At 69.5% G+C, this 25,052-nt stretch carries 21 protein-coding genes; 11 read left to right on the top strand and 10 right to left on the bottom strand.

Going from position 1 to position 25,052, the window contains the following annotated elements:
• Positions 1-176: 176 nt before the first annotated feature.
• On the bottom strand, positions 177-587 hold the full coding sequence (locus tag RPX00_RS45455; protein ID WP_406635328.1) for a hypothetical protein: 411 nt from the start codon (positions 585-587) through the stop codon (positions 177-179).
• Between the two features lie 205 nt (positions 588-792).
• Positions 793-4,518, bottom strand: coding sequence for a hypothetical protein (locus tag RPX00_RS45450; protein WP_406635326.1), 3,726 nt, complete (start codon positions 4,516-4,518; stop codon positions 793-795).
• 509 nt (positions 4,519-5,027) lie between these two features.
• Between RPX00_RS45450 and RPX00_RS45445 the strand changes: the two genes are divergently transcribed.
• Both RPX00_RS45445 and RPX00_RS45440 read left to right on the top strand, forming a co-directional pair.
• Positions 5,028-5,159, top strand: a complete 132-nt coding sequence (locus RPX00_RS45445) for a hypothetical protein (protein ID WP_406635324.1) — start codon at positions 5,028-5,030, stop codon at positions 5,157-5,159.
• A gap of 5 nt (positions 5,160-5,164) precedes the next feature.
• The gene (locus RPX00_RS45440; RefSeq protein WP_406635322.1) at positions 5,165-5,386 is read left to right on the top strand and encodes an ArsR/SmtB family transcription factor; all 222 of its coding nucleotides are present in this window, start codon (positions 5,165-5,167) and stop codon (positions 5,384-5,386) included.
• A 242-nt stretch (positions 5,387-5,628) separates the two neighbouring features.
• Here the strand turns inward: RPX00_RS45440 and RPX00_RS45435 are convergent, their stop codons facing one another.
• Positions 5,629-6,273: a carbonic anhydrase gene (locus RPX00_RS45435; protein ID WP_406635321.1), complete on the bottom strand. Its 645-nt coding sequence runs from the start codon at positions 6,271-6,273 to the stop codon at positions 5,629-5,631.
• 159 nt (positions 6,274-6,432) lie between these two features.
• On the opposite strand from RPX00_RS45435, the gene RPX00_RS45430 reads away from it, so the two are divergent.
• The gene (locus tag RPX00_RS45430) at positions 6,433-6,984 is read left to right on the top strand and encodes a DUF4231 domain-containing protein (RefSeq protein ID WP_406635319.1); all 552 of its coding nucleotides are present in this window, start codon (positions 6,433-6,435) and stop codon (positions 6,982-6,984) included.
• Between the two features lie 134 nt (positions 6,985-7,118).
• Here RPX00_RS45430 and RPX00_RS45425 read toward each other — a convergent pair whose 3' ends face one another.
• Positions 7,119-7,826, bottom strand: a complete 708-nt coding sequence (locus RPX00_RS45425; protein WP_406635317.1) for an SDR family NAD(P)-dependent oxidoreductase — start codon at positions 7,824-7,826, stop codon at positions 7,119-7,121.
• A gap of 230 nt (positions 7,827-8,056) precedes the next feature.
• Between RPX00_RS45425 and RPX00_RS45420 the strand changes: the two genes are divergently transcribed.
• On the top strand, positions 8,057-9,502 hold the full coding sequence (locus RPX00_RS45420) for a trypsin-like serine protease (RefSeq protein ID WP_406635315.1): 1,446 nt from the start codon (positions 8,057-8,059) through the stop codon (positions 9,500-9,502).
• A 51-nt stretch (positions 9,503-9,553) separates the two neighbouring features.
• On the opposite strand, the gene RPX00_RS45415 is transcribed toward RPX00_RS45420, so the two are convergent.
• On the bottom strand, positions 9,554-11,089 hold the full coding sequence (locus RPX00_RS45415; protein WP_406635313.1) for a S8 family peptidase: 1,536 nt from the start codon (positions 11,087-11,089) through the stop codon (positions 9,554-9,556).
• 251 nt (positions 11,090-11,340) lie between these two features.
• On the opposite strand from RPX00_RS45415, the gene RPX00_RS45410 reads away from it, so the two are divergent.
• Positions 11,341-14,187 (top strand): ATP-binding protein, encoded by a 2,847-nt coding sequence (locus RPX00_RS45410; protein ID WP_406635311.1) that lies wholly within the window; start codon positions 11,341-11,343, stop codon positions 14,185-14,187.
• On the opposite strand, the gene RPX00_RS45405 is transcribed toward RPX00_RS45410, so the two are convergent.
• A complete protein-coding gene (locus RPX00_RS45405) occupies positions 14,117-15,265 on the bottom strand; it encodes an MFS transporter (RefSeq protein ID WP_406635309.1) in 1,149 nt (382 codons plus the stop codon). The two genes, RPX00_RS45410 and RPX00_RS45405, sit on opposite strands and share 71 nt — an antisense overlap.
• Positions 15,266-15,335: 70 nt before the next feature.
• Here RPX00_RS45405 and RPX00_RS45400 point away from each other — a divergent pair, with 70 nt between their 5' ends.
• Positions 15,336-16,289 carry a DUF5937 family protein gene (locus tag RPX00_RS45400; RefSeq protein WP_406635307.1) on the top strand — a complete coding sequence of 318 codons (954 nt, stop codon included), beginning with the start codon at positions 15,336-15,338 and terminating at the stop codon, positions 16,287-16,289.
• 87 nt (positions 16,290-16,376) lie between these two features.
• Here RPX00_RS45400 and RPX00_RS45395 read toward each other — a convergent pair whose 3' ends face one another.
• The 3 genes from RPX00_RS45395 to RPX00_RS45385 all read right to left on the bottom strand — a co-directional run bounded on the left by RPX00_RS45395 (position 16,377) and on the right by RPX00_RS45385 (position 19,372).
• A complete protein-coding gene (locus tag RPX00_RS45395; RefSeq protein WP_406635305.1) occupies positions 16,377-18,437 on the bottom strand; it encodes a HEAT repeat domain-containing protein in 2,061 nt (686 codons plus the stop codon).
• A 66-nt stretch (positions 18,438-18,503) separates the two neighbouring features.
• The gene (locus RPX00_RS45390) at positions 18,504-18,974 is read right to left on the bottom strand and encodes a cyclase (RefSeq protein ID WP_406635303.1); all 471 of its coding nucleotides are present in this window, start codon (positions 18,972-18,974) and stop codon (positions 18,504-18,506) included.
• A complete protein-coding gene (locus tag RPX00_RS45385; protein ID WP_406635301.1) occupies positions 18,971-19,372 on the bottom strand; it encodes a hypothetical protein in 402 nt (133 codons plus the stop codon). Before RPX00_RS45385 ends, RPX00_RS45390 begins: the two co-directional genes overlap by 4 nt.
• Before the next feature lie 332 nt (positions 19,373-19,704).
• Between RPX00_RS45385 and RPX00_RS45380 the strand changes: the two genes are divergently transcribed.
• From RPX00_RS45380 to RPX00_RS45360, 5 genes are all read left to right on the top strand, one after another.
• Positions 19,705-20,151, top strand: a complete 447-nt coding sequence (locus tag RPX00_RS45380) for a hypothetical protein (protein ID WP_406635299.1) — start codon at positions 19,705-19,707, stop codon at positions 20,149-20,151.
• Positions 20,152-20,270: 119 nt separating this feature from the next.
• Positions 20,271-20,696, top strand: coding sequence for a nitroreductase family deazaflavin-dependent oxidoreductase (locus tag RPX00_RS45375; protein ID WP_406635297.1), 426 nt, complete (start codon positions 20,271-20,273; stop codon positions 20,694-20,696).
• A gap of 229 nt (positions 20,697-20,925) precedes the next feature.
• Entirely contained in the window at positions 20,926-22,131 is a 1,206-nt protein-coding gene (locus RPX00_RS45370) for an MFS transporter (RefSeq protein ID WP_406635295.1), read from the top strand.
• Between the two features lie 302 nt (positions 22,132-22,433).
• Complete coding sequence (locus RPX00_RS45365) at positions 22,434-23,678, top strand: diguanylate cyclase (protein WP_406635293.1); 1,245 nt, start codon at positions 22,434-22,436, stop codon at positions 23,676-23,678.
• Positions 23,679-23,956: 278 nt separating this feature from the next.
• Positions 23,957-24,580, top strand: coding sequence for a hypothetical protein (locus RPX00_RS45360; RefSeq protein WP_406635291.1), 624 nt, complete (start codon positions 23,957-23,959; stop codon positions 24,578-24,580).
• On the opposite strand, the gene RPX00_RS45355 is transcribed toward RPX00_RS45360, so the two are convergent.
• Positions 24,565-25,050: a GbsR/MarR family transcriptional regulator gene (locus RPX00_RS45355; RefSeq protein ID WP_406635289.1), complete on the bottom strand. Its 486-nt coding sequence runs from the start codon at positions 25,048-25,050 to the stop codon at positions 24,565-24,567. The two genes, RPX00_RS45360 and RPX00_RS45355, sit on opposite strands and share 16 nt — an antisense overlap.
• Between the last annotated feature and the right edge of the window lie 2 nt (positions 25,051-25,052).

Here is a 25,052-nt window from a genome sequence, read left to right as displayed (position 1 = left end):
ATGAAAATGGTTCAGTAAATCTTGCCCTGATGCACTGTGAGGTGCGGATCGCGGCGGCCTGGGCCGAATTCTCGGCACCGGGACGGTAAAGCGCTATCGACGTGCGGAGACGGAAGCGCGTGCGGCCGCCGCAGCGATCGCACGCGCTTCAGATCGTCAAATTCCGCCGCAAAACCCTAGCAGCGGTATTTGACCTGCCATTCTCCGCCGGGAAGGTCGTGTACTTGCACCCATTGCGGCCCCTGGTGAGTGAAGACGCCCTGGTAAGCGGTGCAGCCGCGGGCGACCCAGTATCCGTCCGCGTCCAGGACCCCGCGGTCGCGCGAGGTCTGCCCGCGCGGCACTGATACCCAGGTGCTGGGGTTGTTGCGTCCGGACCAGTCGGTAGTGACCCGCAGGGCCTGGTTCGAACTCGACAGGTTCCGGATGATCCCGCAGAACCAGGGCTTCGCCGTGCACTGGCCCAGGAGCTGGGCCTCCGGCGGGCTCGCCGTGCTGTTCGGCTCCGTCGCGCCAGCGGTCGCGGGCAATGCGGCCAGCGCGACCGCCGCGGCCGCGCCAACCATGCCTTTTCGAAGGATGTTCACGTTTCTTCCCTTTCTTTGCTTGTTTTGCTCGGAAATGTTCCGGCGAACGCCCTACCGTTGTAGTCCGCTTTCGTTGTTCGCGGTCGGGTGCGCAGCAGCGAACAACAATCTCTGAACTGCCGAAAATGAAACGACCGCGGCCGTTCATCAGAAAGGTTGATGCCTTTCCTGCGGACGGAGAGCGCTGTCTCAATCGATCCGGCGGTCAATCGAGGTAGCGCTGCCGCTCCGCCGGGGTGAAATCGCGAGTCACGCGGTGCGCCGCCAGAGCGAGCAGCTGGTCGAGCGGCACGCATTCCTCGCACGTCCACACGTCGACGGTGCCGTCGTTCCGCCCGGCGGCGAGCTGGTTGCCCGGTCCGTACGACGCGCTTTCGAAGGACGCGCCTCGTCCGGTGAACGTGATCGGGTCGACGGCTGGCGCACGGCGCCAGACCCGGACGGTGTGATCATTGCCCGCGGTGGCGAGGCGTTGCCCGTCGGGGCTGAAGGAGAGGTTCCATACCAGCCCCTCGTGGCCGGTCAGCACCATCGGGGCCGGATCGCCGGCGGCGTGCCAGACGCGGACGGTGCCGTCGTTGCTCGCACCGGCGAGGTCGGCGCCGTCCGGGCTGAACGCGATGCTCCACACCACGCCTTCGTGCCCGGTGGGCAGGACTACCGGGCGACCGCTGTCGGCCAGATTCCACACTTCGGCGCTGCCGTTGCGGTTTCCGCTGGCCACCCGCCCGCCGTCCGGGCTGTACGCGACGTCGCGGGCAGCGCCGGCGCCGGTCGGCAGGACCACCGGCGCGGCGTCGCCGGTCACGGGCCAGATCCGGACCGTCCGGTCGTCGCTGCCACTGACGATGTGCGTGCCGTCGGGGCTGACGGCCACGCTCCACACCCGGCCTTGGTGTCCGGTCATCGTCCGGACCGGCTCGCCGCCGGCCCGCCAGATCCGCACGGTCCGGTCGTCGCCTCCGCTGACCAGCCATTGTCCGTCGGGACTGAATGCCACGGCTTCGACCGCACCGCGGTGCCCGGTGAGCAGGACCGGTGCCCCGCGGCCGTCGGTCTGCTGAATCCGCACAGTGCCGTCGTCGCAGGCGGCCGCGACCCGCGTGCCGTCCGGGCTGAACGCGGTGTTCCAGGCCGCGCCGTTGTGCCCGTCCAGGGTGCGCTGTCCCGGTTTCGCGGCGGATTCCCACAACCGGACCACGCCTTCGTCGCCGCCTGTCGCGACCACGCGGTCGTCGGGGCTGAACGCGACGCTCCAGATCGGCCCGCCGTTGCCCCGCAGCACGACCGGGTCGCCGCCGCCGGCGGCCCGGTGGATCCGCGCGGTGCGGTCGTTGCCGCCGCTGACCACGTGCCGCCCGTCGTGGCTGAACGCCACCGTTTCCACGGTGTCCTGGTGATCGGAGAACACGATCGGGGCAGCGGTTCCGTCGATCCGCCAGACTCGCATGGTGCCGTCGGTGCTGCCGCTGACGATGCGCTGCCCGTCCGGGCCGAAGGCCAGATCTTCCACGGACGATGTGTGCCCGGTCAGCGTCGTGAGGGTCGTGCCAGTGGCGGTGTCGAGCACGCGGATCGTGGAATCCCCGCTGCCGCTGGCGAGCCGGGCGCCGTCCGGACTGAACGCCACCGTGAGCGCGCGGCTGGGATGCCTGGTCAGCACGACCGGCTCACCGGTGCCGTCGCTGCGCCAAACCCGCACCGCCCCGTCCTCGCTCCCGGTGGCGAGGCGCTGCCCGTCCGGATGCCAGGACACCGCGTGCACGTAAGTCTTCGGACCGCGCAAGACCGTGGGGGCACCGGTGCCGTCAGTGCGCCAGATCCGCACCGTGCCGTCCTGGCTCACGCTGGCGAGCTTGCTGCCGTCCGGGCTGAACGCGACGTCGAGCACCCGGTCCGTGTGGCCGCGAAGCACAAGAGGCGCGCGGTCGCCGGCGACCGCGCGGACGCGCACTGTGTGGTCGTGGCCCGCGGACGCGAGCCATTTCCCGTCCGGGCTGAAGGCGACGCCGATCGATTGGCCCTGTTCGGTTTGCCAGGCGCTGCGGACGTGCGAGTCGGCCATTGCCTGCGCGAGCGCCGACTCGCCCTGCGCGCTCGGCGCGATCTCCAGGGCGCGCCTGGCCAGCAGCACCGACAGTTCGGGATCCGACAGCAGTTGAGCTTTCGCGGCGGACACCAATTTGTCGGCCAGGGCCTGATCACGCTGCTGCCGCGCCTGCTCGGCCTGCACCAGGGCGATCGTCGCCAGCGCCAGTACTACGACCAGCGCGGCGCTCAGACTGGTCAACGCGATCCGCACCCGGCGGCGCTTCGCCAGCCGTTCGCGGTCCCTTTCCCGGGCGCTCGCGGCCAGGAACTCCCGCTCGAGGTCGTTGAGCTGCTCAGTGCCGTGTTCGTTCCACGCCAGGTTCGGCGCTTCTCGGATCGGTGCGCGGCCGTCGCGGGTCGACCAAGCCAGCGCGATCTCAAGGCGCCGCCCGCGGTACAGCGATCCGGTGTCGCGCCCGAGCGCTTCCCACGCTGCTGCCGCCAGCGTGAGCTGGCGGTGGATCTCGAGTCCTTGGCGATCCTCGGCGAGCCAGCCGCGGAGGCGAGGCCATTGCCGGATGAGCGCCTCGTGCGCCAGTTCGACGGTGTCGCGATCGACAGTCACCAACCGGGCACAGATCAGTTCGTCCAGCACGGCGACGTGGTCCGGGTCGGCGGTCAGTTCGGGCAACGGGACCCGTCGCCTGGTGTCGTCGGTGCCGTCGCCGAGCGCGGTCAACCGCAGCAGTACGTGCCGAAGCACGATCTGCTGTTCGGCGTCCAGCGAGCTGTACACCGACTCGGCGGTTCGGGTCAGAGCGTGTTCCAACCGGCCCGTACGGTCGTAGGCAGCGAGGGTGAGGGCCACACCCTGGCGGCGATGCCAGGTCTCGAGCAGCACATGCGAAAGCAGCGGGAGCACGCCGGGTTCGGAGTGCGCTTCGGCGACCAGTTCGGCCACCAGGGCACTTTCGACGCTGAGCCCGGCTCGAGTCGCGGGCTTGACGATCGCGTCCCTCAGCTCTCCGGCACTCATCGGCCCGAGCAGCAGGTGTTCGCCGGAGACGGCTTCGGCGAGCCCGCGGTGCTCCGCGCACCGAGGGTAGAAGTCGGCGCGGACGCCGATGACGACCTCGGCCGCCCCCGGCGTGGCGGCGTCGAGCAGCGCGTCGAGGAACGCGGTGCGTTCGGCCGGATCGGAGCACAGGGTGAACAGTTCCTCGAACTGGTCGATGACCACGAGAGCGGTTCGGTCGCGCCCCGCCTGGCGGAGCAGAAGCCGCAGGTTGCCCGGAGCCGACGTCAATTCCTCCAGGACCTGAGCCGCTGTGGTGGAAAGCAGCGGGGCGAGCCGCAGCGCGCATTCTTCGAACGGATGGAGACCCGGGGTGAATAACACTGTGACGGAATCTGCCCGGCGCGGCACGAAACCGGCCCGCAGCAGCGAAGACTTACCGGCCCCGGACGGCCCGAACACCGCGAGGAACCGACGGCGGGAGAGCTTGTCCTCCAGTTCTTCGAGCACCCGCTCGCGGCCGAAGAATCTGTCCGCGTCCTCCGTCCGAAATGCCCGCAACCCGACGTACGGTGCGTCGTCCGCCGAATCCTGCTCGCCGGGCTCCGCATCTTCCTCGGCCAGTTCCGCCGCGAGGGAGTGCCAATTTTCCTCCCAGGCCGAGACGTCTCCGCTGCAGGCCCGGACGTACGCGAGCGTCACCGGCAGCGTCGGCAGTTTGCGGCCGCCGGCCGCGTCGGACAACGTGCCCGCGGAGTAATGCGCGCGTCGCGCCAATTCCCGGTATGTCGGATTGCCGGCTTTCTCGCGCAGGTCCCGCAGCCCTTGCGCGAACCGCGACAGCGCGTCGCCGCCTGGATCCAGCGGCCGCTCCCGTCTAGGCATGAGCCTTCCCCCTCCGCCCGCTGCCCATTGTTCGGCGCTTGGTGTTCGGCGTCCAGGGACCGACACAGAACAACCTCATCGGGCTAGACAAGAGCCGGGCGGCACCGGGGGAGTTGTCGGAGGTCGCCGCCGCGGACGCCCGCGCGGAGCGGGCGGCCCGGCCGGGGCGGTTGTGGGGGGCCGTCCCGGCCGGAACACGGGCCGAGGGGCATGGTGTTGCGCGTGGTGTTCTCCGCCGCGGATCGCGGACGGATCCGGGTTGCCCGCTTTCCGCATCCTTTCTGGGAATTGGTGCTGAGCGTCAACACCTGGCAGTCCTCATGCGCTCCGGGGCACGGTATGCGTCAGCCCTCCTGGACGGCGGAACAGACCGGTTGCTCGCCAGCCTTCACCCGTCGATCCGCTGGCACGCCCCAGTGCTCGACGCGGATTACCCCGTCGAACGGACCCTGTATCTGCACGGTCGCGGCCTCGTCATCAGGCCGGTGCACTTCTGCTGGGGAGCACCCGTGACTTATCTCGACGCTGGCCTGGTGCCGACGCTGGTCGTGCCCGCGCACGTCGAAGGCCGGGACGCCGCCGAGACCGGGCGACCGACCGCCTCGGAACACTGCTGGGCAGGACGCGGGCCCGCATTCTGACCGAATTGTCGGCGGGTGCGTCGACCACCGCGATCGCGGCACGGCTCGGCGTCACTCCGGCGGCAATCAGCCAGCACGTCAAGATCCTCCGCGAGGCCAACCTCGTCACGACAACTCGGCTCGGGACGGCGGTGCGGCACACTCGCACGCCGCTGGCCGAGCACTTCCTTCGGGAGAACGGCTGGCTCGGCGGCGAACAGCCGGATCCGGAACGCTCGGTCATCTGAGCAGAAACCCGCGGAAGTGCCGATCTCCTATTGCTCCGGAATCAGCGCGGAATGCGCGCGAATTCCGCGAGATCAGCCACGCCGGTGTGGTCAGGCGTGCCGAATGTGCTGCCCGGGTGGCGATCACTCTTCTCACCCCGAGCGCCGTCGCTGACCCGAACCGTCAGCCGGTGAGCCGGGCCGGGTCGTGGTCGCGACGACCGGTAAGCCGACGAGTTTCCGGTTCGGGTGCCCGGGGCCGGTCAGGCCGCGGGATTGGCGGTGGGGGTGTCGATCCCGTGCGCGGCCACGACTTCGGCGCTGCCGTCGGCCAGGCGGTAGCGCAGGCCGACGACGGCGGCCCGGCCGTCCGCGACCCGGTCGGCGAGCACGCGGGAGCGGTCCAGCAGCAGGTCGACGGTGTGCTTGACGTGCTCGGCGAGGATCTCGTGCGGTTCGACCCGGCCCGCCGCCCGTGCCGCGAGGACGCTAGGGGTCACCTTTTCGACGACGTCGCGGACGTAGCCGACCGGGGCGAGTCCGTCTTCCAGCGCCGCGCGGGCCGCGCCGACGGCGCCGCAGGAGTCGTGGCCGAGTACGACGACGAGCGGGCAGTCCAGCAGGTCGACGCCGTATTCGATGCTGCCGAGGACCTCCGAGCCGATCACCTGGCCCGCGGTGCGCACGACGAACAGGTCGCCGAGACCGCGGTCGAAGATGATTTCGGCGGCGAGGCGGGAGTCGGAGCATCCGAACAGGACCGCGAACGGGGTCTGGTTCGGTGCGATCGCGGCGCGCCGGGCGGCGTCCTGGTTGGGGTGTTCCGGGGTGCTCGTGACGAAGCGCTGATTGCCAGCCATGAGCAGGTCGAACGCTTCCTGCGGAGTCGGCGGTGTCGTGTCGGCCATGTTCGCAGCTTAGCCAGGGACTGGCCGCCGAAGGTGTTGTGCTGGTCTCGCCTTGGCGCGAGGTGACGAAACAGACTCCGCTCTGGACGCGTCCCGTTCAGTAGCATGGGGCGAGGTTCGCGGTTTCGGCCGGACAGGTTGTCTGGGGGACGCATGGCTATGAACTTTCACCCGCCTTTCCCGCGCACCCTGCCGGATCCCCGCTCTCTGGGGCACCCGGCGGCGGTCGAGACGTACGCGTTGCGCCTGCGCAGCTTCTACAACGCGCGCGCGATGTGGCACCGGCGGTTCTTCCGGCTCAGCGGGATCACCGTGATCGTGGTCGGCGCGGCACTGCCGCTGCTGGTCACGCTGGACTACGCGGGCCGGAGCCTGATCGTTTCGGCCGCGGGCGTGCTCGTCGCCGGGGTGACCGCGCTGCGCGGGTTCTACCGGTGGGACCAGTCCTGGATCCTGCTGCGCAACACCGAGCGCGCGATCACCGCGGCCTGGTGGGAGTGGCACGGCCGGATGGAGGCGGCCGGTCCCGGCGCGGACGGGCCGGGTTCCGAACAGCGGGAGATCACGCGGGTGTTCGCCAGGAAGCTTTTCGCCATCCGCAAGCGCGAAGCGGATCGGTTCTTCACCGACTTGGCGTTCCCGGCCCACGACCTGCACGGCAGCGGCGAGCCGGGCGGCTCGAACAGGCCCGGCGGGGCGGACAGTCCGTAGGCGAGGAAATCGCGCCAGCACGGTCTTCAGCCGATTCACCACGCTGGCTCGAGCGCGCCCAGGTCGTCCGGACGACCTGGGCAGCGGCGGACTTTCCTATGCCGCAGCGTGGTCAGCGATTGGTTCGGGAGCGGTCACACCTGCGCGAAACCGCCGTCGGCGAAGAACTCGGCGCCGTTGACGTAACTGGACGCGTCCGAGGCAAGAAACGTTGTCACGGCGGCGATTTCCCCGGGTTCGGCGAGCCGGCCGAGCGGGACTTCGGCTTCGGCCTGCTTGAGTGCCTCGGGCGGAACCAGATCGAGGAGACCGGGGGTACGGGTGCCGCCGGGGGATACGACGTTGACCCGGAAGCCGTGAGCGCGCGAGCTGAGCGCCCAGCCTCGGGCGAGGTTGCGGATCGCGGCCTTCGACGCGGCGTAGATCTCGAGTCCCTGGCTGGGGCGGGTCGTGGCGGTCGAGCCGGTGAGGATCACCGAGGCGTTCGTGCTGAGCAGCGGCAGCGCTTGTTGCAGGGTGAAGACCGTTCCCTTGACGTTGGTGGCGAACACGGAGTCGATCAGCTCCTCCGTCACCTCGCCGAAGGGGGCCGCGGAGCCGACGCCGGCGTTGGCGACCAGCACGTCGATGCGGCCGGCCTGGTCGCGCACGGTTTGGTAGAACGCGTCGAGGTCCGCGGGTACTGAGACATCGCAGACCACGCCGGTCACGGCGGGTCCGAGTTCGGCGATTGCAGTGTCGAGCGCGTCCTTGCGGCGACCGGTGATGAAGACCTTGGCGCCCTCGTCGCGGAACGCCCGTGCGGTCGCGAATCCGATGCCGCTGCTGCCCCCGGTGACCACGGCGACCTTGTCTCGCCAAGACGGCCATGCCGTCCTCCTCGTCAGTTATGGACTGTACGGTCCGTAATTCTGGCAGATCTGGACCGCACGGTCAAATACTTCTTGGCGGTGGTCTTCGGCGACAGCCGCGGCGCGGGATAGATCCGTACCCATACGGTCCGGTTCCCGGATTGCTACCGCACGGCCGCGCACCGGAAGGTGATTTTCCAGTCCTAGGAAAGGAAATCGCTGTGAAGAGACCCCACCGGATACTGGGCTTGCTGGCCGCCGGGCTGGCCGTCCTCTCCGCGCCGCTGCTTGGCGGCACCGCGCAAGCGACTCCGAACGCCACCGCGGTGGCTCCGACCGGCGACGTGCACATCCCGCCCGCCATGCGCGCGCAGTTCTACCACGGGCAGGACAGTTCGGTCGCGGAGTTCCCGTTCATCATCGCCGGCCTGCGCGAAGGCGGTTCGCGTCCGCAGGGCCAGACCTGCACCGGCTCAGTCGTCGCGCCGCGCAAGATCCTCATCGCGGCGCACTGCAAGGCCGCCGAGGGCAAGAAAACCTTCCTGTACGGCCTCGACGACCTGAACGCGGGCGGCGGCACCCGGCTCGGCGTCGTCAGCTACGACACCCATCCCAAGTACGTGAACTTCGACCAGGGCTACGACGTCGCGGTCGTCACCACGGACGCGGACATCCCGGTGCCGAACGGCCAGTACGCCAAGGTCGCCACGTCGGCGGACACCGATCTCAACAAGCCCGGCAAGAACGGCGTCGGCGTCGGGTACGGCAAGAAGGACTTCAACGACGACTCGCGGGACGTCACGGTCGACAAAGCAACTCTGCCGATCCGCGAGGGTTCGAACTGCCAGGGAGTCGGAGCCGGTTTCCAGGACGCCACGATGATCTGCGCCGGTTACTCCAACGGCGACCCGACGATCCTGCCCGGCGACAGCGGCGGCCCGCTCATCGTGGACGGCAAGGTAGTCGGCGTCGCGTCGTGGAGCCGCAGCGATTTCAAGTGGTACAGCGTCTACGGCCGGCTCAACAACGACATGGGCGACTGGGTCGCCGAGCAGATCGGAAACGTCGGCACCGACAGCTTCTCCCTCGGTGTCAGCCCCGGTTCGGTCCAGGTCGACCCAGGCAAGTACATCTCGACCACGGTCACCAGCAAGGCAGGCAAGAACGGCGCCGAGAAGGTCGATCTCACCGCGTCCGGGCTTCCCAGCGGCGCGAAGGCGACCTTCCAGCCCGCCAGTATCACTTCGGGCGACACCGCCAAGCTGACCATCGAAACCGCGGCCAGCACTCCCGAAGGTGCTTACCCAGTAACGATTTCCGGCAAAGGCGCCACGGACACCGCGACCGCGAAACTCACGCTGACTGTCGGCAAGGGCACGCCGACGGGTGATGTCAAAGTGACTGTGACGCCCGGAAGCAGCACGGCCGGAGCGGGCTCGTTCAGCACCGTGACCGTGTCGGCGACCGGCGGGACCGGCGCGCTCAAGCTGTCCGCGTCCGGGCTGCAGATCGCGCCGTTCTTCAACCCGCAGACCATCTCGTCCGGCGGCAGTTCGACCATGCAGGTGTTCGCGCCGTTCCAGGCGGGCACCTACCCGGTCACCGTCACCGCCACTGACGCGAATGGCAAGCGCGGCAGCGCGACCTACACCCTCACCGTCCGGTGACAGCACGGTGCGCCGCGGCCGAAGAGGCTGCGGCGCACCGGCATTCGCGGGTCAGAAGGTGATCGAGAAGCCTTCGATCGAACCGGTGTCGAACCGGTTGACGTCTCGGACGCTCAGCTTCCAGGTGCCGTTCGCCGCTTCCGCGGAGGCGTCCACGGTGTAGGTGGCGTGCACGCCGGTCGCTTCGCCGATCCCGCCGGACTTCCGCAGCGAGTACACCTTTCCGCTCGGGCCGACGAGGTCCACCGCGAGGTCCGCGGTGTAGGTGTGGGCGATGTCGACCTTCACCGGAAGAGTCGCCGTCGCCTTGCCGTCGCAGCTGTCCTGGGTGACCGAACTCGTCACCGCGTCGCCGGCATCCGGAATGGCCACTGGCGCGGTGTTCGACTTGACGCCGCACTTCGGGGCGGGCCCGGTGCTGCCGATGAAGGAGACGTTCAGCAGCTTGTTCGGCGACCCGCTGCCCGCGTTCTTGATCACGCCGTCGACCGCGCCGGCCACCAGGGCGTCTTGTGTCTGCTGCGCGGTGGCACCCGGGTTCGCGGCGAGGTAGAGCGCTGCCGCGCCGGTGACGTGCGGCGTGGCCATCGACGTCCCGCTCATGTTCGCGGTGCTTCCGCTGGACAGCCCGAGCGACGTGATGTTGTTGCCTGGCGCGAAAATATCGGTACAGGAGCCGTAGTTCGAGAACGACGCCCGGTTGTCGTTCTCGTCGGAGGCGTTGACCGTGATCGCCTCCGGCACGCGGGCCGGGCTGGTGCCGCACGCGTCGGTCGAGGAGTTCCCGGCGGCGACGGAGTAGACCACGCCGGAAGCGATGGACTTCTTGATCGCGTCGTCGCCGACCCCGACCTGGTCCATGGTCAGGCTCATGTTGGCCACGGCTGGCTTGGCCGCGTTCGCGGTGACCCACTCCATCGCGTCCACCGCGGCGGAGTCCGGGCCGTTGCCGGAACAGTCGTTGCCGAGCACCTTGAGCCCGACGATCTTGACCTTCTTCGCCACCCCGTAGGTCTTGCTGCCGATCGTGCCCGCGGTGTGCGAACCGTGCCCGTTGCAGTCGATGCCGTCGCCGCCGACGAAGTCCTTGCCGACGCTCGCGCGTCCCTCGTACTCCGGGTTGTCCGGCTTGATCCCGGTGTCGAGGTCGTAGGCGGTGACGCCTTCGCCGGTGTTGGGGTAGGCGTAGGCGTGGTCGAGCGGCAGGTTCTTCTGGTCGATCCGGTCGAGGCCCCAGGTCGGGTTCTGCTGGCTGCCGGCGATCTTGGCCGTGCCGTCCTCGTAGACGGTGCGGACGGCCGGATCGGCGGCGAGCCGGCGCGCCTGCTGTGCGGTCATCCCGCGCACGGAGAACCCGTGCATCGTGACTGAGTAGGTGGAGCGGACTTCGCCGCCGTAACGCTGCGTGAGCGAAGCGGCCGAGGACTGCCCGCGGTAGGCGTCCTTGAGCGTCACGATGTACTGGTCGCCGTAATGCTGTCTGGCCGGCACGACAGTGCCCTCTGCCGCCTGTGCCGCGCTCGCCGTGCCCAGCGCCGTCGCGCCGAACACGGCGAGCGCCAGTGCCGTAGTTGCCTTCCTGCGCATCTGGAACTCACCCCGAAACTCGTCGGTTGCCTGTGACGGAGAGCCACAGAGGCACCACTCTTCGGCCGCTCGCCGGGTGCGAACAAGCGAGGCTGCGGTCCGTAGGACTACGTATCTATTGGTCTGCCCGGGGCCGTCCTACGAAAGTCCGGTAACCGGCCGTGCGGGTTCCGTGAGCACCCTCGGCGACCTAAACTCCGTTCGCGAGAGGGTTTTGGGTACTGTGCCGCTTTTTCCGGAATCGGGAGGCGATGGTGCGCAGCGACGCCGCGCTCGTCGGCCGGGCCGAGGAGCTGCGTTCGGTGGTGGCGGCCAGTATCCGGCCGCCGTCGGTCGTGCTGGTCGAGGGCGAGGCGGGCGTCGGGAAGACCAGGCTGGTCACGGAATTGCTCCGGTGCCGTGAGCTGAACGGACGCCGGATCCTCGCCGGACGCGGGCAGCCGATGCGCGAGCCGTTCCCGTACGGCGCGGTGCTCGAAGCGCTGCACGACGCCGGCCGCTACCTGCCCGACGCGCGGCCGCTCAACGGCGTCACCGGTGCGCTCCGCCCGTACCTGCCCGAACTCGGTGCCTGGCTTACGGAAGCTCCGCCTTCTCTCGGCGACCGCCGTGCCGACCAGCATCGGCTCTTTCGTGCGGTCCGCGAGGTGCTCGACGCGCTCGGCCCGGTGCTGCTGGTTGTCGAAGACCTACACTGGTGCGACGACGGATCGCGTCGGCTGCTGCGGTTTCTCGCGGCCGAGCCGCCGCGCGACACCAGCCTGCTGCTGACCTACCGCCGAGCTGGCAGCGCCTTCCGGCCCGCGGCCGGCGCGACGAACCTGTTGCTGGAACTGCGTCCCCTCGACACCGAACAGACTCGGCGGCTCGCAAGCGAACTGCTCGGCGGCAGCGTATCTGCCGAGTTCGCCGCGCTGCTGCACGAGCGTACCGGTGGAATTCCGTTCGTCATCGAGGAAACAGTGCGCACGTTGGACGCACAGGCCGCCGCGCACGCCGATCGCATGACGTCGCGCCGTATCCTCGACGGCGTCGCTGTGCCCGCGAGGCTCCGCGAAGCCGCACGCGAACGACTCGCCGGTCTTCCGGTACCCGCGAGGCGGATCACCGAGGCCGCCGCAGTGCTCGCGGTACCCGCGTCCGCGGAACTCCTCGGTGAGTTGGCAGGGCTGCCGCCACAGCGGGTCAGACAGGCTCTCGTGCTCGCTCTCGAACGGCACGCGCTGATCGAACTGGACGACTTCCACTACGGCTTCCGGCACACGCTCGCGCGACAGGCGGTGTACGGCACCATCCCCGGGCCCGATCGGCAAGAACTGCACCGGCGAGCAGTTCCCCTTCTCTCCCAACAGAATCCGGTGCCGTTGGCGCAGCTGGCCCAGCACAGCCGGAAGGCAGGCGCACTCGCCGACGCGCGGCGCTACGGAGAGGCGGCGGCCGACGCCGCGACGTCGGCCGGTGATCTCGCGACCGCGACCGAACTGCTGTGCACCCTGCTGTCGGACCCGGGGCTCGATTCGTCCGATGTGGACCGGATGGCGGTGAAACTGAGCGAGCTGGCCAACTACGGCACCGCCCAGCACGAAGTGGCGAGCGCGCTGGAGCGGCTGCTGTCCGACGACCGGCTGTCGCGTACGCACCGCGGGCAGATCCGGCTCAGCCGCGGCCTCCTGCTAATCCGCCAAGCAGGCAGCATCGAAGCGGCGCGCACCCAGATCGGGCTCGCCGTGCACGATCTGGGTCACCGCCCCGATCTCGCCGGCCGCGGCATCGCGGTGTTGGGCCAGCCGTGGTTCGGGGCCACGCCGGTCGCCGAGCACCTGCGCTGGCTCGATCGGGTGGACGAGGTCATCGCGAACACGACCGACCGCACCCTCGTGCTGACCCTCCTGGCGAGCAGCCTCCCCTCCCGACTCCAGATCGGCGACCCCGACGCGCTGGCGGCGATGGGCACCGTCTCGACCGCGGTCTCCTCGGCCGAACAACAACGCCAGCTGGCCCGGTTGCACGCCAATGTCGCCGACGCGTGCGCGTGGATCGGCCACCACCGGCGCGCAGGCAGCCTGGTGCGCAGCGCGATCGAACTCGCGTCGAACTGCGGCGCGCCGTACCTGATCGGCATCGCGCGCTCCACCGGCGTCCACACCGACTGGCTCACCGGAAGGTGGGACGGGCTCGAGGACAAGGCCCGTTCGCTGCTGGCCGAGTACCGGGAGCTGCTGCCGATGAGCGGCGAGCTTTCCCTAGTGCTCGGCCTGCTGGCAACCGCCAGAGGCGAACGAGACCGGGCCGCAGCCCATTTCGCCGCGGTCGGCCCCGACGAACCAGAGAACGCGGTAACCCCTGTGGTGCTCGCCGCGCACGCCGGGATCGCGAGCATGCTGCTGTCCCACTCCGAAGATGATGCGGCCACCGCCCGTGCGGACCTCGGGCTGGAGTTGTTGCGCGCCAAGGGAGTCTGGGCCTGGTCCGGCGAGCTGCTGCCCGTCGCTGTCGAGGCATACTGCCGCGTCGGGCGCTCCGCGGCCGCATTGGTCGAGGAGGCCGAGCGAGAGGTGCGCCACCTCGATGCACCGCTGGCAGCCGTCGCGCTGCTCCTGTGCCACGGCATTCTTTCCGCACATCGCCATGACCACGCGCATGCAGCGAAGTTCTTCCACGAAGCGAGCGACGCCTACGACCACCTGCCCGCCCCGTATCCGGCGGCGCTGGCGCGGGAACAGTTCGCGCGTAGCAAACTCGCGATGGGCGAACCGGGTGCGGCCGAGGAATTCCCTGTCCTGGCAGAGGAATTCGCCCGCCTAGGCGCGACCCGAGCCTCCGCCCGCTGCCGCCACACCCACCGCGCGACCGGTGCAGTGGTGCCGTCGCGGCGTGGCAGACGTGGTTATGGCAACGAGCTTTCCCCGCGAGAACAGGACGTCGCTCGGCTTCTTGCGGACGGGCATACGAATCGGGAGATTGCTGAGGTGCTGTTCTTGTCGCGTCGGACGGTGGAACAGCATGTGGCTAGTGTGCTGCGCAAGCTTAAGGTCGCTTCGCGCGGGGAGTTGGCGACATACGGTGGCGTCGGCCTGAAAGCAGCAGCATCCCGGTAGTGACAGCCGCGGAGCCGACGCCGAACAGCGGTGCCAGCCACAACGGCAGCACACCCACTGCCAGTGAACCGAGTCCGAAGCCGCACGCCTGTACGGTGAATGACAGCGAGAACCCCGCGGATCTCCGGTTCTTCGGCAGCAGCCGCTGGAGGCTAACCGAGGTCACGGCGACCAACGGACCGGTGCACCCGCCGATCAGCGTGAGCGAGCCGATCAGACCGGGCCAGCCCAGGTTTGCCGCGAGCGCGAGCCCGCCGGTGGCCAGACCGGCGAGAAACAGCCGTGGGTCGCCCGTTTTTCCCCGCCACGCACAGAGCGCGCTGCCCGCGATGCTGGCCGCGCTCAGCATGGCGATCACCACCGGCGCGGCCGTATCGGGAGCACCGAGGCGATGGACCAGGGGCAGCGGAGCGACCTCGATGGTGGAGAGCAGCAGTCCGACGGTGAACGCGCAGCACAGCCACGGCAGGTACGTGATCAGCGATGCCGACGGGACATCATCCGTAGCCCCGGCCTGAGGGCGCGCGCGGCGCGGGACCAGGACTGCGGCCAGCAGGCACACGACGGTCATGGCGGCCAGCGGCAGCAGCGGTCCGGCCAGCGCGAGAAGAGCGACCACCACCGGCCCGCCGACCAGCGTGCATTCGAGGATGGCCGCGTCCACCGAAACTGCCCTCGGCAGCAGTTCGTCGTCGACCGTGTCGGCCAGCAGCGTCCGGAAGGCACCGGAGGACGCGCCCGCAGCGGCACCGGGCACCACGACGAGGGCGAGCAGCACGGTGTCCGGCGCGTGCGCGGCCGCAGCTGCGGTGAGCAGGGCGAACCCGGTTGCGGCCAGCAGCAGCAAAATGGTGAGGCCGCGCGCCACGCCGACGCGGTCCAGCACCCGCGCGAGCGGCACCGCTCCGGCCATCTCGGCGACGACATAGACCGACATGAGGACGCCGCCGAGCCGATACGACCCGAGGGCGGCGGTGGTCAGCAGAGTGAACGCGAGCGGCGCCATGGTCGCCGGGAGCCGGGCGAACTGGGCACCCGCCGACCAGCGCCAGTACGCCCGATGACTGAGCAATGACATGCGAGTACGCTCGCCCGGCCCCGCGGCACGGCATAGTGATTCGGGTGGAACCGAATGTTGTGGGCTTGCCGTGATCGAGCTGGTCATGACCGCGGCGGGCAGTCAGCGGATCCGGTTCGCGATCTCGCCGCTGGAGGAAGTGCTCGGCGCCGTGCAGACGCTGCTGGGCGTCCGCGGACATCCGATCCACCTGCCGTGGGTGTCCGGCGTTCCCGCCCTCGACGACCTCGGCGTCCCCGAACTGGCAGCGGTGCTGAGTGCGCGGCACTACCTCACCGAGTTCTTGAGCCCGCCGCCCGACGGCCCGGAAACGACCGCGGAAACACAGCTGGACGCCGTTCGCGCCACGCCGCCAGAGCAGGTCGCGCTGGAGCTGGCGATGGTCGACGCCGACCTGAGCGAACTGCCCGACGACCCGGCGACCGCCCGGGACCTGCTCGCCGACCAGCTGGAGACCGTCTGGAACGCCCTGCTCGCGCCGGAATGGCCCGCGCTGCGCGAACTGCTCACCGCCGACATCGCGCACCGGACACGGCTGCTCGGCGAGGGCGGGCTCGCGAAGGCGCTGGCCGAGTTGCACCCGAACGTGCGGCTGGCCGGGACGTCCATCCTCGTCGACGTCCAATCCCGGGAACGGCTCGACCTCGACCTCCGCGGATTGCTGCTCATCCCCGCCGTGTTCGCGTGGCCGAACGTCGGGGTGGTGACCGTGCCGCCGTGGCAGCCGGCCCTGCTGTACCCGGCTCGCGGCGTCGCGTCGTTGTGGGCTCCGCCAACGGAACCGCCGGATCCGCTGACCAGCCTGATCGGCCGGACACGCGCACTCCTCCTGGCCTGTTTGGACCGGCCCTCGGCAACCGTCGACCTCGCCCAGCAGCTGCGCCTCGCGCCAGCGACAGTGTCCGCGCACCTGACCACTTTGCGCGCGGCCGGGCTGCTGGTCAGCGACCGCAGCCGGCATCGAGTGCTCTACCGCCGCACTGCCTTGGGCGACGCGCTGCTGCAGGGCAGGTCACTCCGGTGAACGGACTGGACTGCATGTGCGCGGGCGACGAACCTGATTCTCGCGAATCGCGGCGCAGAGCGGGAATGCTTGCGAGGGCTTCCGGCCTCAGGCGCGCGCGTCCGGGTCGCTGGCGACGGTCGTGAGCACCGTGCGGCAGTCGCGCTGGAAAGCTTCGTCGCCGGCGATGTCGATGGAGTTGCCCAAGCCGTCGTCGGACTCGGCGATCTCTTCGACGAGGTAGCGCCGTGGCGAGGCGAGCGCGGCGCGCAGCAGGGGCGCGGCGGGGGCTGCTGCCGGCCCGAGTTCGACGAGGTCGCGCGCGACGTGGGGCCAGCGGTGGCGGCCGAGCTGCCAGACCGATTGCAGGACGGCGACCGCGGGTCCGGGATCGCCGGTGATCCGCCACAACGCGGTGGCAGCGTTCTGGTGCAGCCACCCGTACTCGTCGTCGCGATCGAGAAGGGCGCGCAGCGCCGGAATCGCGGCGACGGCTGCTGGGCCAAGGTGCCGTATGCCGGTCGCGGCCGCGCTGGCCGTGAACTCGTTCTCGTTCAGCGCCCGGAGGAACACCGGCAGCGCGGTCTCGGTGTCTCCGTCCAGTTTCCAGAGCGCCGTTGCGGCCTTGACCGCGGTGTTCGCGTTCTCGAGCAGCGATCGCAGCAGCGGAATGGCCTCGGTGCCGGCGCCGATCTTGATCAGGACGGAAGCGGCAAGCTCCGGATCGGCGGATTCCAGCGCGGCCAGGACGTCTGGTGCCGCGTCGGCCGCGTCGGGGCCGATTTCGGCCAGGGCTTGGCACAAGGCGGTGCGCGCTCGGTCGTGATCCGTTCCGAGGTTTCGCAGGCGGTCCCGGATCAGCGGCGCCAGCTCCGCCGCCTTCGACCCGAGACCGGCGACCAGCGAATCGAAGTAGTCCGGCAAGGGATCCTGTTCGAGCAGCCATCGCAACACCGGTACGGTCCGGCGGTCGCCGATCCGGGCCAGCGCACGGATCGCCGGGCTGACCTTCGCGCCGGACCGATGCGGTGCGGTCCATGCCAGAGATCCGGCCAGGGAGTACTCCCCGGTGCGGGGCGCCGACTCGATGCAGTCCGCCAGCGCGTCCGCCGCCGGAGCGGACAGCTCGCCGAAGATCTCCAACCTGGTGGCGGCCTGCAGGCGCAGCTTCGGGTGCGAGTCGGTCAGCTGGTCACCGATCAGGGAAACCAGCTCGCTGTGGTCGCCTCGCCAGCCGAACAGCAGCGTTTGGGCGGGGAAGAGGGCGTGGTAGCGCTGCGCCCAGTTTCGAGCGCGCAGCTGCGCCGCCAGGAATGCCCTGCGCTCGGCGACCCGGTCGCCGAAAGCCCAGCTCACGTCGCGGACGAGGTCGTCAAGATGCGGCGCTGGCCTGGCGTATCCCTCGCTCAGCTGGCGCTGGTGGAGCATGCCGCGCAAGGTTTCGGCGCTGACCGGGTCCGGCCGCGGCGGCGGTGGCTGCTCGGCGTACGCGGCTTCCGCCGCCGCGGCGAGAGCGGCGACGACACCCGGCGGCACCTGTGCGGGCCCGCTGCGGACGCTTTCGGTCAGCGCGGCAACGCGGACCCGGGCGGACTGCGTACTGGCGGCTGTCGCCTTCAGCGCGGCGTCGATCTCGTTCGATCGTGTGTGCTTGCGCAGTGCGCCCGCCGCTTTGATGAGCGCCGCCTGGACCTCGGTGTCGGGTTCGATCGGCAGCCGGGAGAGTACTGCGGAAACCACTTGTGCCAGATCGTCGTGGCATCCGGGCAGTGCCGCACAGACGGCCTGGCGCACTTCGCGATCGGCGTCGGAGAGCAAGTTCAGCAGCTCTGGACCCGCAGCGGCCAGCTTCCGCGTGGCCTCCGCCGCGTGTTGACTCCGTCCCGCGCTGCCGATGCTGGCCACCAGTCCCAGTACCTCGGCGCGGCCGGGCAATCCTGGCGTGGTCGCCGCTTCCAGCAGGAACGGCATCGCCGCGACTGTGCAGTCATAGACGTCGAGCTGGTGATGGACCGCGCCTTCCATGCCGTCCAGGGCACGCTCCCGCACTGCGGGGTCCGGTGAGACCAATCCCCGGATCATGTCCGGAACATCGGTGGCCGGCCCGTACGCGTGCGCCATCCGCGCCCAGTCGACCTTGTCGAGACCAGCGAACACCGTCCACCCCATTCGATCCGAGACAACCTCATTAAGATCGACATCGGTGGATGTCTTGTTACGGAAGGAAAAGATCGGTCAGCTGGCCGGACCGGGATGTGCCTCAGCCGCGGCCTTGACGTGGTCGTTCCGGATCCGGATGAGCCGAGGCAGATACCGGTTGAGCACGGCGAGTTCGGCGACCGTCCCCAGCGGGCCGAGCGGGGCGGCGAAATCGATGACGTCGCGCATGACGGTGCCGCCCTTCCCGTCCGGGCCGAAGTGGTGGGCGTGGTGCCAGCGCTTGAACGGGCCGGTGACCTGCTCGTCGACGAAGTAGCCAGGCGGATCGCAGGCGCTGATCAGGGAGGTCATCCGCCAGCGGAGGCCGAAGTGTCTGGCTTGCCACGTGACGGTGTCGCCCAGCTTCATCCGCCCGGAGGTGACGCCGCCGATGGCTTGCTCGCCGGAGCGGGCCATCGAGGCGGTGTGGATCTCGACCTCCAAGGAGACCTCGAAGACGCGCTGCACGGGCGCCGCGATGGCGGTGGTGATTTCAATGCGCGTCATACGCCGTAGTACCGGTGGTATTCCGCTGACTGGCTTTCGACGGAGAATAGTTCGAAGTCGCGGGCTTCTTCGCATTCCGTCAGGTATTCGAGGGCCTCTCGTGCCATCGCGGATGGATGAGCGCCGAGAAACGTCTTGGTCGCGTCGAGGCCAGCGCCGCACAAGAGCTGCACGTCGATCGAGCAGTGGGCGTCCCAGCCGGATTCCTTGGCCTCCCAGATGAGCAGCACGTCGTCCAGTGAGCCGTGGTGGAACAGTTGTATGCAGCAGAGTTTCATCAGGTCGGTGTCCGCGTCGAGCCCGTCCTGCATCGCCGCGGCGAGGATGCCGCGGACGTCGTCCAGCTGGCCGCCGGTGGGATGCAGGCCGTACCGCTCAAGAAGGTCGTCCTCGGTCACCCGTTGGATATTACGGTTGGAGGCGGGACGGGAGCATCTGGTTTGATCGCCGCGGCCGGACGTGGTTCGCCTGGCAGCGGGGATAGGCTAGTCGATCGATCTGCTGGCGGTGGCTGCTCGTGCCTCATGGCAACCTAGCTGGCTCCGGCATCTGGCGCACCCGAGGCGGGATGCCAGCAGCATCACTGCGCAAACCGGTCGAACCGGAAGCGCCGCGCGGCCGCGGGTTCGGCCGAACAGCCGGAAACGGTCCGCCGCCTTCGTGCTGGTGCTGTTCACTGGTGCCGCGATCCGTGGTCTTCCTCTTGAGCGGGGCTTGGTGGGGTGCCGCGATGTATGAGATTCCGCCGACCGCGGCGATGCGGCGATGGGCAGTGACGATCGACGGCGATCTGGCGGTGTTCCGGTGTGCGCCGAGGAGCGAAGAGCCTTCGGCGGTCCGGGTTCTGCCGCGGATGTGGCCGGGGCGTGGGCTAGGGGTCAGTGACGCCGACGTCCGCGGTCTCGCGGCCGCGGTGGCCGAGGCGATGCGAAGGCCGGGCTACTGGATCGCGCGTCGTCGGGCGGGCCGTCCCTGGGAGGAGCAGCCGTGGGGTGCCGCGCACTGGGACGCGGAGGAGGGGTTTGTCTATGTGTCCGGGCCGTGCGGTATCCCGGGCGGGGCGGTCGGCTACCGTCCCGTCTACCGGTTTCCGGTGGCGCTGCGGGATTTGCGCGGCCTGCGGATCCGGCTCGCGGCTTATCTGGACGCGTCCGCGCTCAGCGTGGCCCGGCCCTGAACCGGGCGACGGCGAATTCGGTGCACGATCCGGTTCAGTTGCTTTCGGTGAGGCTCGGTTGACGGCTGGGCTCGTTACGCTGACCGTGCAGTCGAACATCGGCCCGACAGGAGTCCATCATGGCCAGTGCACTCGAGGGGAACGCGAAGATCATCGAGGAGTTCCGGGCGAACGGCGGCCGCGTCGGCGGGCAGTTCGAAGGCGCCCCGGTCGTCCTGCTGCATCATCGCGGCCGGAAAAGCGGGCGGGAGTACGTCAGCCCGGTGATGTACCTGCCGCATGAGACCGAACCGGACCTCATCTACGTGTTCGCGACCCGCGGCGGCGCGCCGGTCAACCCGGACTGGTACTACAACCTGACCGAGTCCGGTGGCAGCGTGGAACGGGGAACCGAGGCCTACGACGTGACGGTCCGCGAGCTGCCGGGGGAGGAACGCGATCGCGTCTACGCCGAACAGGCACGGCGTTACCCGGGTTTCGCGGAGTATGAACGCAAGACCGCGGGGATCCGGACCATTCCTGTGCTCGAACTCTCCCGGGCGTAACTGGCCTCCGGACGCGGCTGAATTAAGACGTGGCTCCCTCGCGAACTCCCGCGGCCGGATTACTGCGGTGAGTTCGATTTCGCTGTGCCCGTCCCGATCTTCGCGGCGGAGACTGCGGAATCGGCATACAGCTCCGGCCTTGACGGCGGTCTCCATCGCCGAAAACTCCCGCAAAGCCCGTACCTCCGAAGGGTGTGCCGGGTCGCCAGTGATCGGCCAAGCTGGGCGGGTGGCGACGTATCGGCAGGTGTTCGGCAGGGCGGAGTTCCGGGCGCTGTTCGCGAGCATGGTGGTGTCCGTCGCGGGGGATCAGTTCGCTCGGGTGGCGTTGTCGTTGCTCGTTTTCGACCGGACTCGGTCGGCGGGCTGGACCGCGGGTGTTTACGCCTTGACCTACGTGCCGTCGATTTTCGCTGGGCCCTTGCTCTCCGGGCTGGCGGACCGGTGGCCGCGGCGGCGGGTCATGGTGGTGGCGGATCTCGTGCGGGCCGGGCTGGTCACGGTGATGGCGATTCCCTCGCTGCCGTTGCCGGTGGTGGCCGCGTTGCTGGTGGTCGTGCAGGCGGCCGGCGCGCCGGGCAACGCCGCTCGGGCGGCTACCGCGGCGGCGGCGCTGCCGGGGGACGAATTCGTGCTGGGCAAAGGGGTTCTGGACATGGTGGTCCAGCTGGCCCAGGTCGTCGGGTTCGCCACGGGTGGCACGTTGGTCGCGTTTCTCGGGCCGGGGCAGGCGCTGGTCGCGGACGGGGTGACGTTCGTGGTTTCGGCGGTGGCGGTCGGGTTCGGGATCCGGGCGCGGCCGGCACCGGGGGTGCCGGAAGCACGGGGCGGGATACGGCTGGGGCGGTGGTGGGCCGATCTGCGGGCCGGGACAGTGCTCGTCGCTCAGACGCCTCGGTTGCGTTCTCTGGTGGCTTTGGCTTGTGTGGCTGGGTTTTACGTGACGGTCGAGGGGCTGGCGGCACCGTATGCGGAGTCGATCGGCGGGTCCGCGCAGGCGGTCGGGGTGCTGCTCGCGGCTAGTCCGGCGGGGGCGGTGCTCGGGATGCTGATCGTGGCCCGGCTGCCGTCGCCGGTGCGGATGCGGTTGCTGGGGCCGCTCGCGGTGGCGGCCAGCGTGCCGCTCGTGGTGTGTGCGGTCCGGCCGGGGCTGGTGGTGACGGCGGTGTTGTGGGGGCTGTCCGGGATGGCCAGCGCGTACCATCTTCCGGCGTCGGCGGCGTTTACCTTGGCGGTGCCCGATCATCGGCGGGCGCAGGCGTACGGGCTGGCCGCCACCGCGTTGACGACCAGCCAGGGGGCCGGGATCGCGTTGGCCGGGCTCGCGGCGACCGCGGCGAGCGCGAGCACCGTTCTCGCCGTCGCTGGGGGACTCGGCGTGCTGGCGGCGGGCGCGGCTTGGCACCGCGCCCGCCGTGCTTTCGGAACGGGCTAGCGGGCCCACTCGTTTCCGCGGCGGCGGTCCCACTCGTTGCCTCGGCGCGTCCACTCGTTGCCCTGGCAGCGGGTCCATTCGTTGCCGCGGCCGAAACGGGTCCATTCGTTGCCGGGTGCGTTGCGCATAGTGATGCCTTTCTCGCGGGGAATGGTCCGGCCGGCCTATCGACGGCCGGTGACAAATGCGATTACTGTGGTGACTCTTCGTGGACAGGGACGGATACCAGCGTGACTGGTGAGGGTGTCAGACGCAGAGCGAGGTGGGGGCTGTGGTCCCTGCCGCGCGCCGCGCTGTGCCTGGTGCTCACAGTGGACGCCGTCGCGGTCGCGATCACCGTACTTTCGTCGGTTTCCGTTGCGGTCACCCGGACCCAGTGGCTGTGGTTCGCCGTCCTCACCGCGGCCGCGATCGCGCATCTCGAGGCGGTGCGCACGATCGAGCGCCGCCGCGAGCAGGCGTCGAAGAAAGCGCCGTACACGAATCTCAAGAGCCTGTGGGTGTTCGCCGCGCTGCTCGTGCTGCCGCTGCCGCTCGTCATCGCGCTGACCGCGGTCTCGTACGGGTATTGCTGGTACCGGGTGTACGGGCCGACGATTCTGTTCCGGAAGGCCTACTCCGCCGCGACATTCGTACTCGCGTCGGCCGCCGCTTCCGTTGTCCTGCACGGGATCGAGCCCGACGCGGCGGGCGGGAGGCTGCCGCACGACGCGTGGTCGCTGCTGCTCGTGACGGCCGCGGCGGCTGCTTGGTGGCTGGTCAATTACGCCCTGGTCGTCGTCGCGATCGGGCTGTCGGCACACGAGGAAGTGACTGTCCGGCAGGCGCTGGGGCATCCGGGCGACCAACTGGTCGTCGCCTCGGCGCTGGGGCTCGGCGCGACCATGGGCGTCCTGCTGGTCCACGAGCCGTGGGCGCTGCCCGCGCCGATGATCGCCGTGCTGTGCGTGCATCGCGATCTCCTGCTGCCCCAGTACGTTCGCGCGTCTCGGACTGACCAGAAGACCGGCCTGGCGACGCCGGTGTATTGGGCCGACGTCGTCACCGCGGCGCTCGATCGCGCCAAGCTCAGCCAGACCCGTCTCGGCGTGCTGTTCCTGGACATCGACAAGTTCAAAGCCATCAACGACACCTACGGGCATCCGGCCGGGGACCAGGCCATCCGCGCCGTCGCCGATCTCGTCCGCGCCGAGGTCCGGTCCGAAGACCTCGTGGCGCGTTACGGCGGGGACGAATTGGCGATCCTGTTGCCAGGCCTCAGGTCTGACCAACTGCTGGCCGTCGCCGAGCGGATTCGTTCCCGTCTCGCGAATACCCCGATCGTGCTCACTGCCACCACGGACGGGAGGCCGCGCACGCTACCCGGCGTAAGCACCTCGATGGGGGTCGCGTCCTATCCGGACAACGGTGCGTCCGCCGATCAGTTGCTCACTTCCGCCGACGGCGCCTTGCTGCGGGCCAAACAGAACGGACGCAACCAGATCAGGCAGGCGGAGATCGCCGTGCTGGCGCGGACAAATCCCGGGGACACCCGGCCATCCGCCTGAATTACCCCTCGCAGGACTGTTCGGCTGCCGAATCAGCGGTGAATGCCGAAATTGTTGACGGGATCCGATGTGGTCGAACCTGTCGTAAGCGGAGAATGGCCGAGCGGTAGCCTCAGGTGACCAGATTGCGCTAATTGGCGTAATGACAGCGTCTGAATGGTCCAAGGGGAGTGGCGACCATGAGCGATCCTGGCCGCGATGGCAACGGGGGCTCCACGCAGAGCACGATCGCCGGTCCGGCGAACGGGCCCGTCGTGCAGGGACGAGACTTTCACTCTGTGCGTATCTCCGCGCCGCCGTGCCCGCTGCGGAAACGGCGTCGCCGCGGACCGGTGGCCGCCGGGGTCGCGCTGGCCGTTCTGCTGGCTCTCGGGGCGGGGCTGGCGCTCAGCCGGGCGGGATGGTGGCCGGTGGCGGACAAACGGCCAGCCGAGGTGCCGCTCGCGCAGGCCGCGCCGCCGACCGTGCCGGTGCCGCCGTCGACGCCCAAGGCCGCGCCGCCGGTCGCCATTTCCAGTGCGCAGCCAACGAGTCCGGCGATGCAAACCCCAGAACGCTCGGTCTCGACGACAAGTGCGCCGCCGAGGGCGTCGAACATGATCTCAGTTCAGCCGGGGCCTCGGATCATCAACGGGGGAAAATGCGCGTTCGACGCGCTGTGTTTCTACCGCGGGGCGGAGAGGGTCAGCGCGCGGTACGACCTGCCGCGGACCGGCGATCCGGTCACCTGCGTCACGGTAGGCGCGGGCGATCCCGGTTTCCAAGCGCTGGTCAACGGCTCCCAGTTCGGCTATTTCCTGTACCCGCAACGAGGCTGCCAGGGTTCGCCCGCCCGGATCAGTCCCGGGCCGGACCGGCATCTGAGCCTGTCGACGACGGTCTTCTCCTACTCCCCGTGGTGAACGGAATCCGTCCCGACCCGGTCGGAATACTCGGCCAGCAGCGCTTCGAGTTGTTCGGTCATGAACACGTAGTAGTCGCGCATCTGCCGCAGCCGGCCGCGTTGTTCGGCGGCCAGGTGTTTCCCGTGGTCCTGGGCGTTCTCGGCCAGTTCGAGCAGTTCGCGGGTCGCGGTCACCTGGTGCTGCAGGCAGCCTAGCCAGGCGTCGTCGCGCCAGCGGTAGACGAACTGGCGGCTGCCGGGGTTTTTGGCGCGCTCGACGACGCCGTTGACCATGAGCAGCCGGGTCATCTCGGACACCGAACCCTTGCTCGCGTCGAGTTTGTCCTGGAGCTGGGCGAGCGTCAGCGGCTCCTCGCTCAGGATCAGCACGCCGCTGGTGCGGCCGGCCATCGGCGGCCAGCCCATGGCCCGGCCGATGCGCAGGCCGAAGTCTTCGACGAGCTGGGCGTCGCTCGCGGGCACGGCCATCG

Source organism: Amycolatopsis sp. WGS_07, from assembly GCF_045278895.1.
In the GTDB taxonomy this organism is placed as follows: Bacteria; Actinomycetota; Actinomycetes; order Mycobacteriales; family Pseudonocardiaceae; genus Amycolatopsis.
Note: the sequence above shows the minus strand (reverse complement) of the source record. Positions and strands in the feature narration are given on the sequence as shown.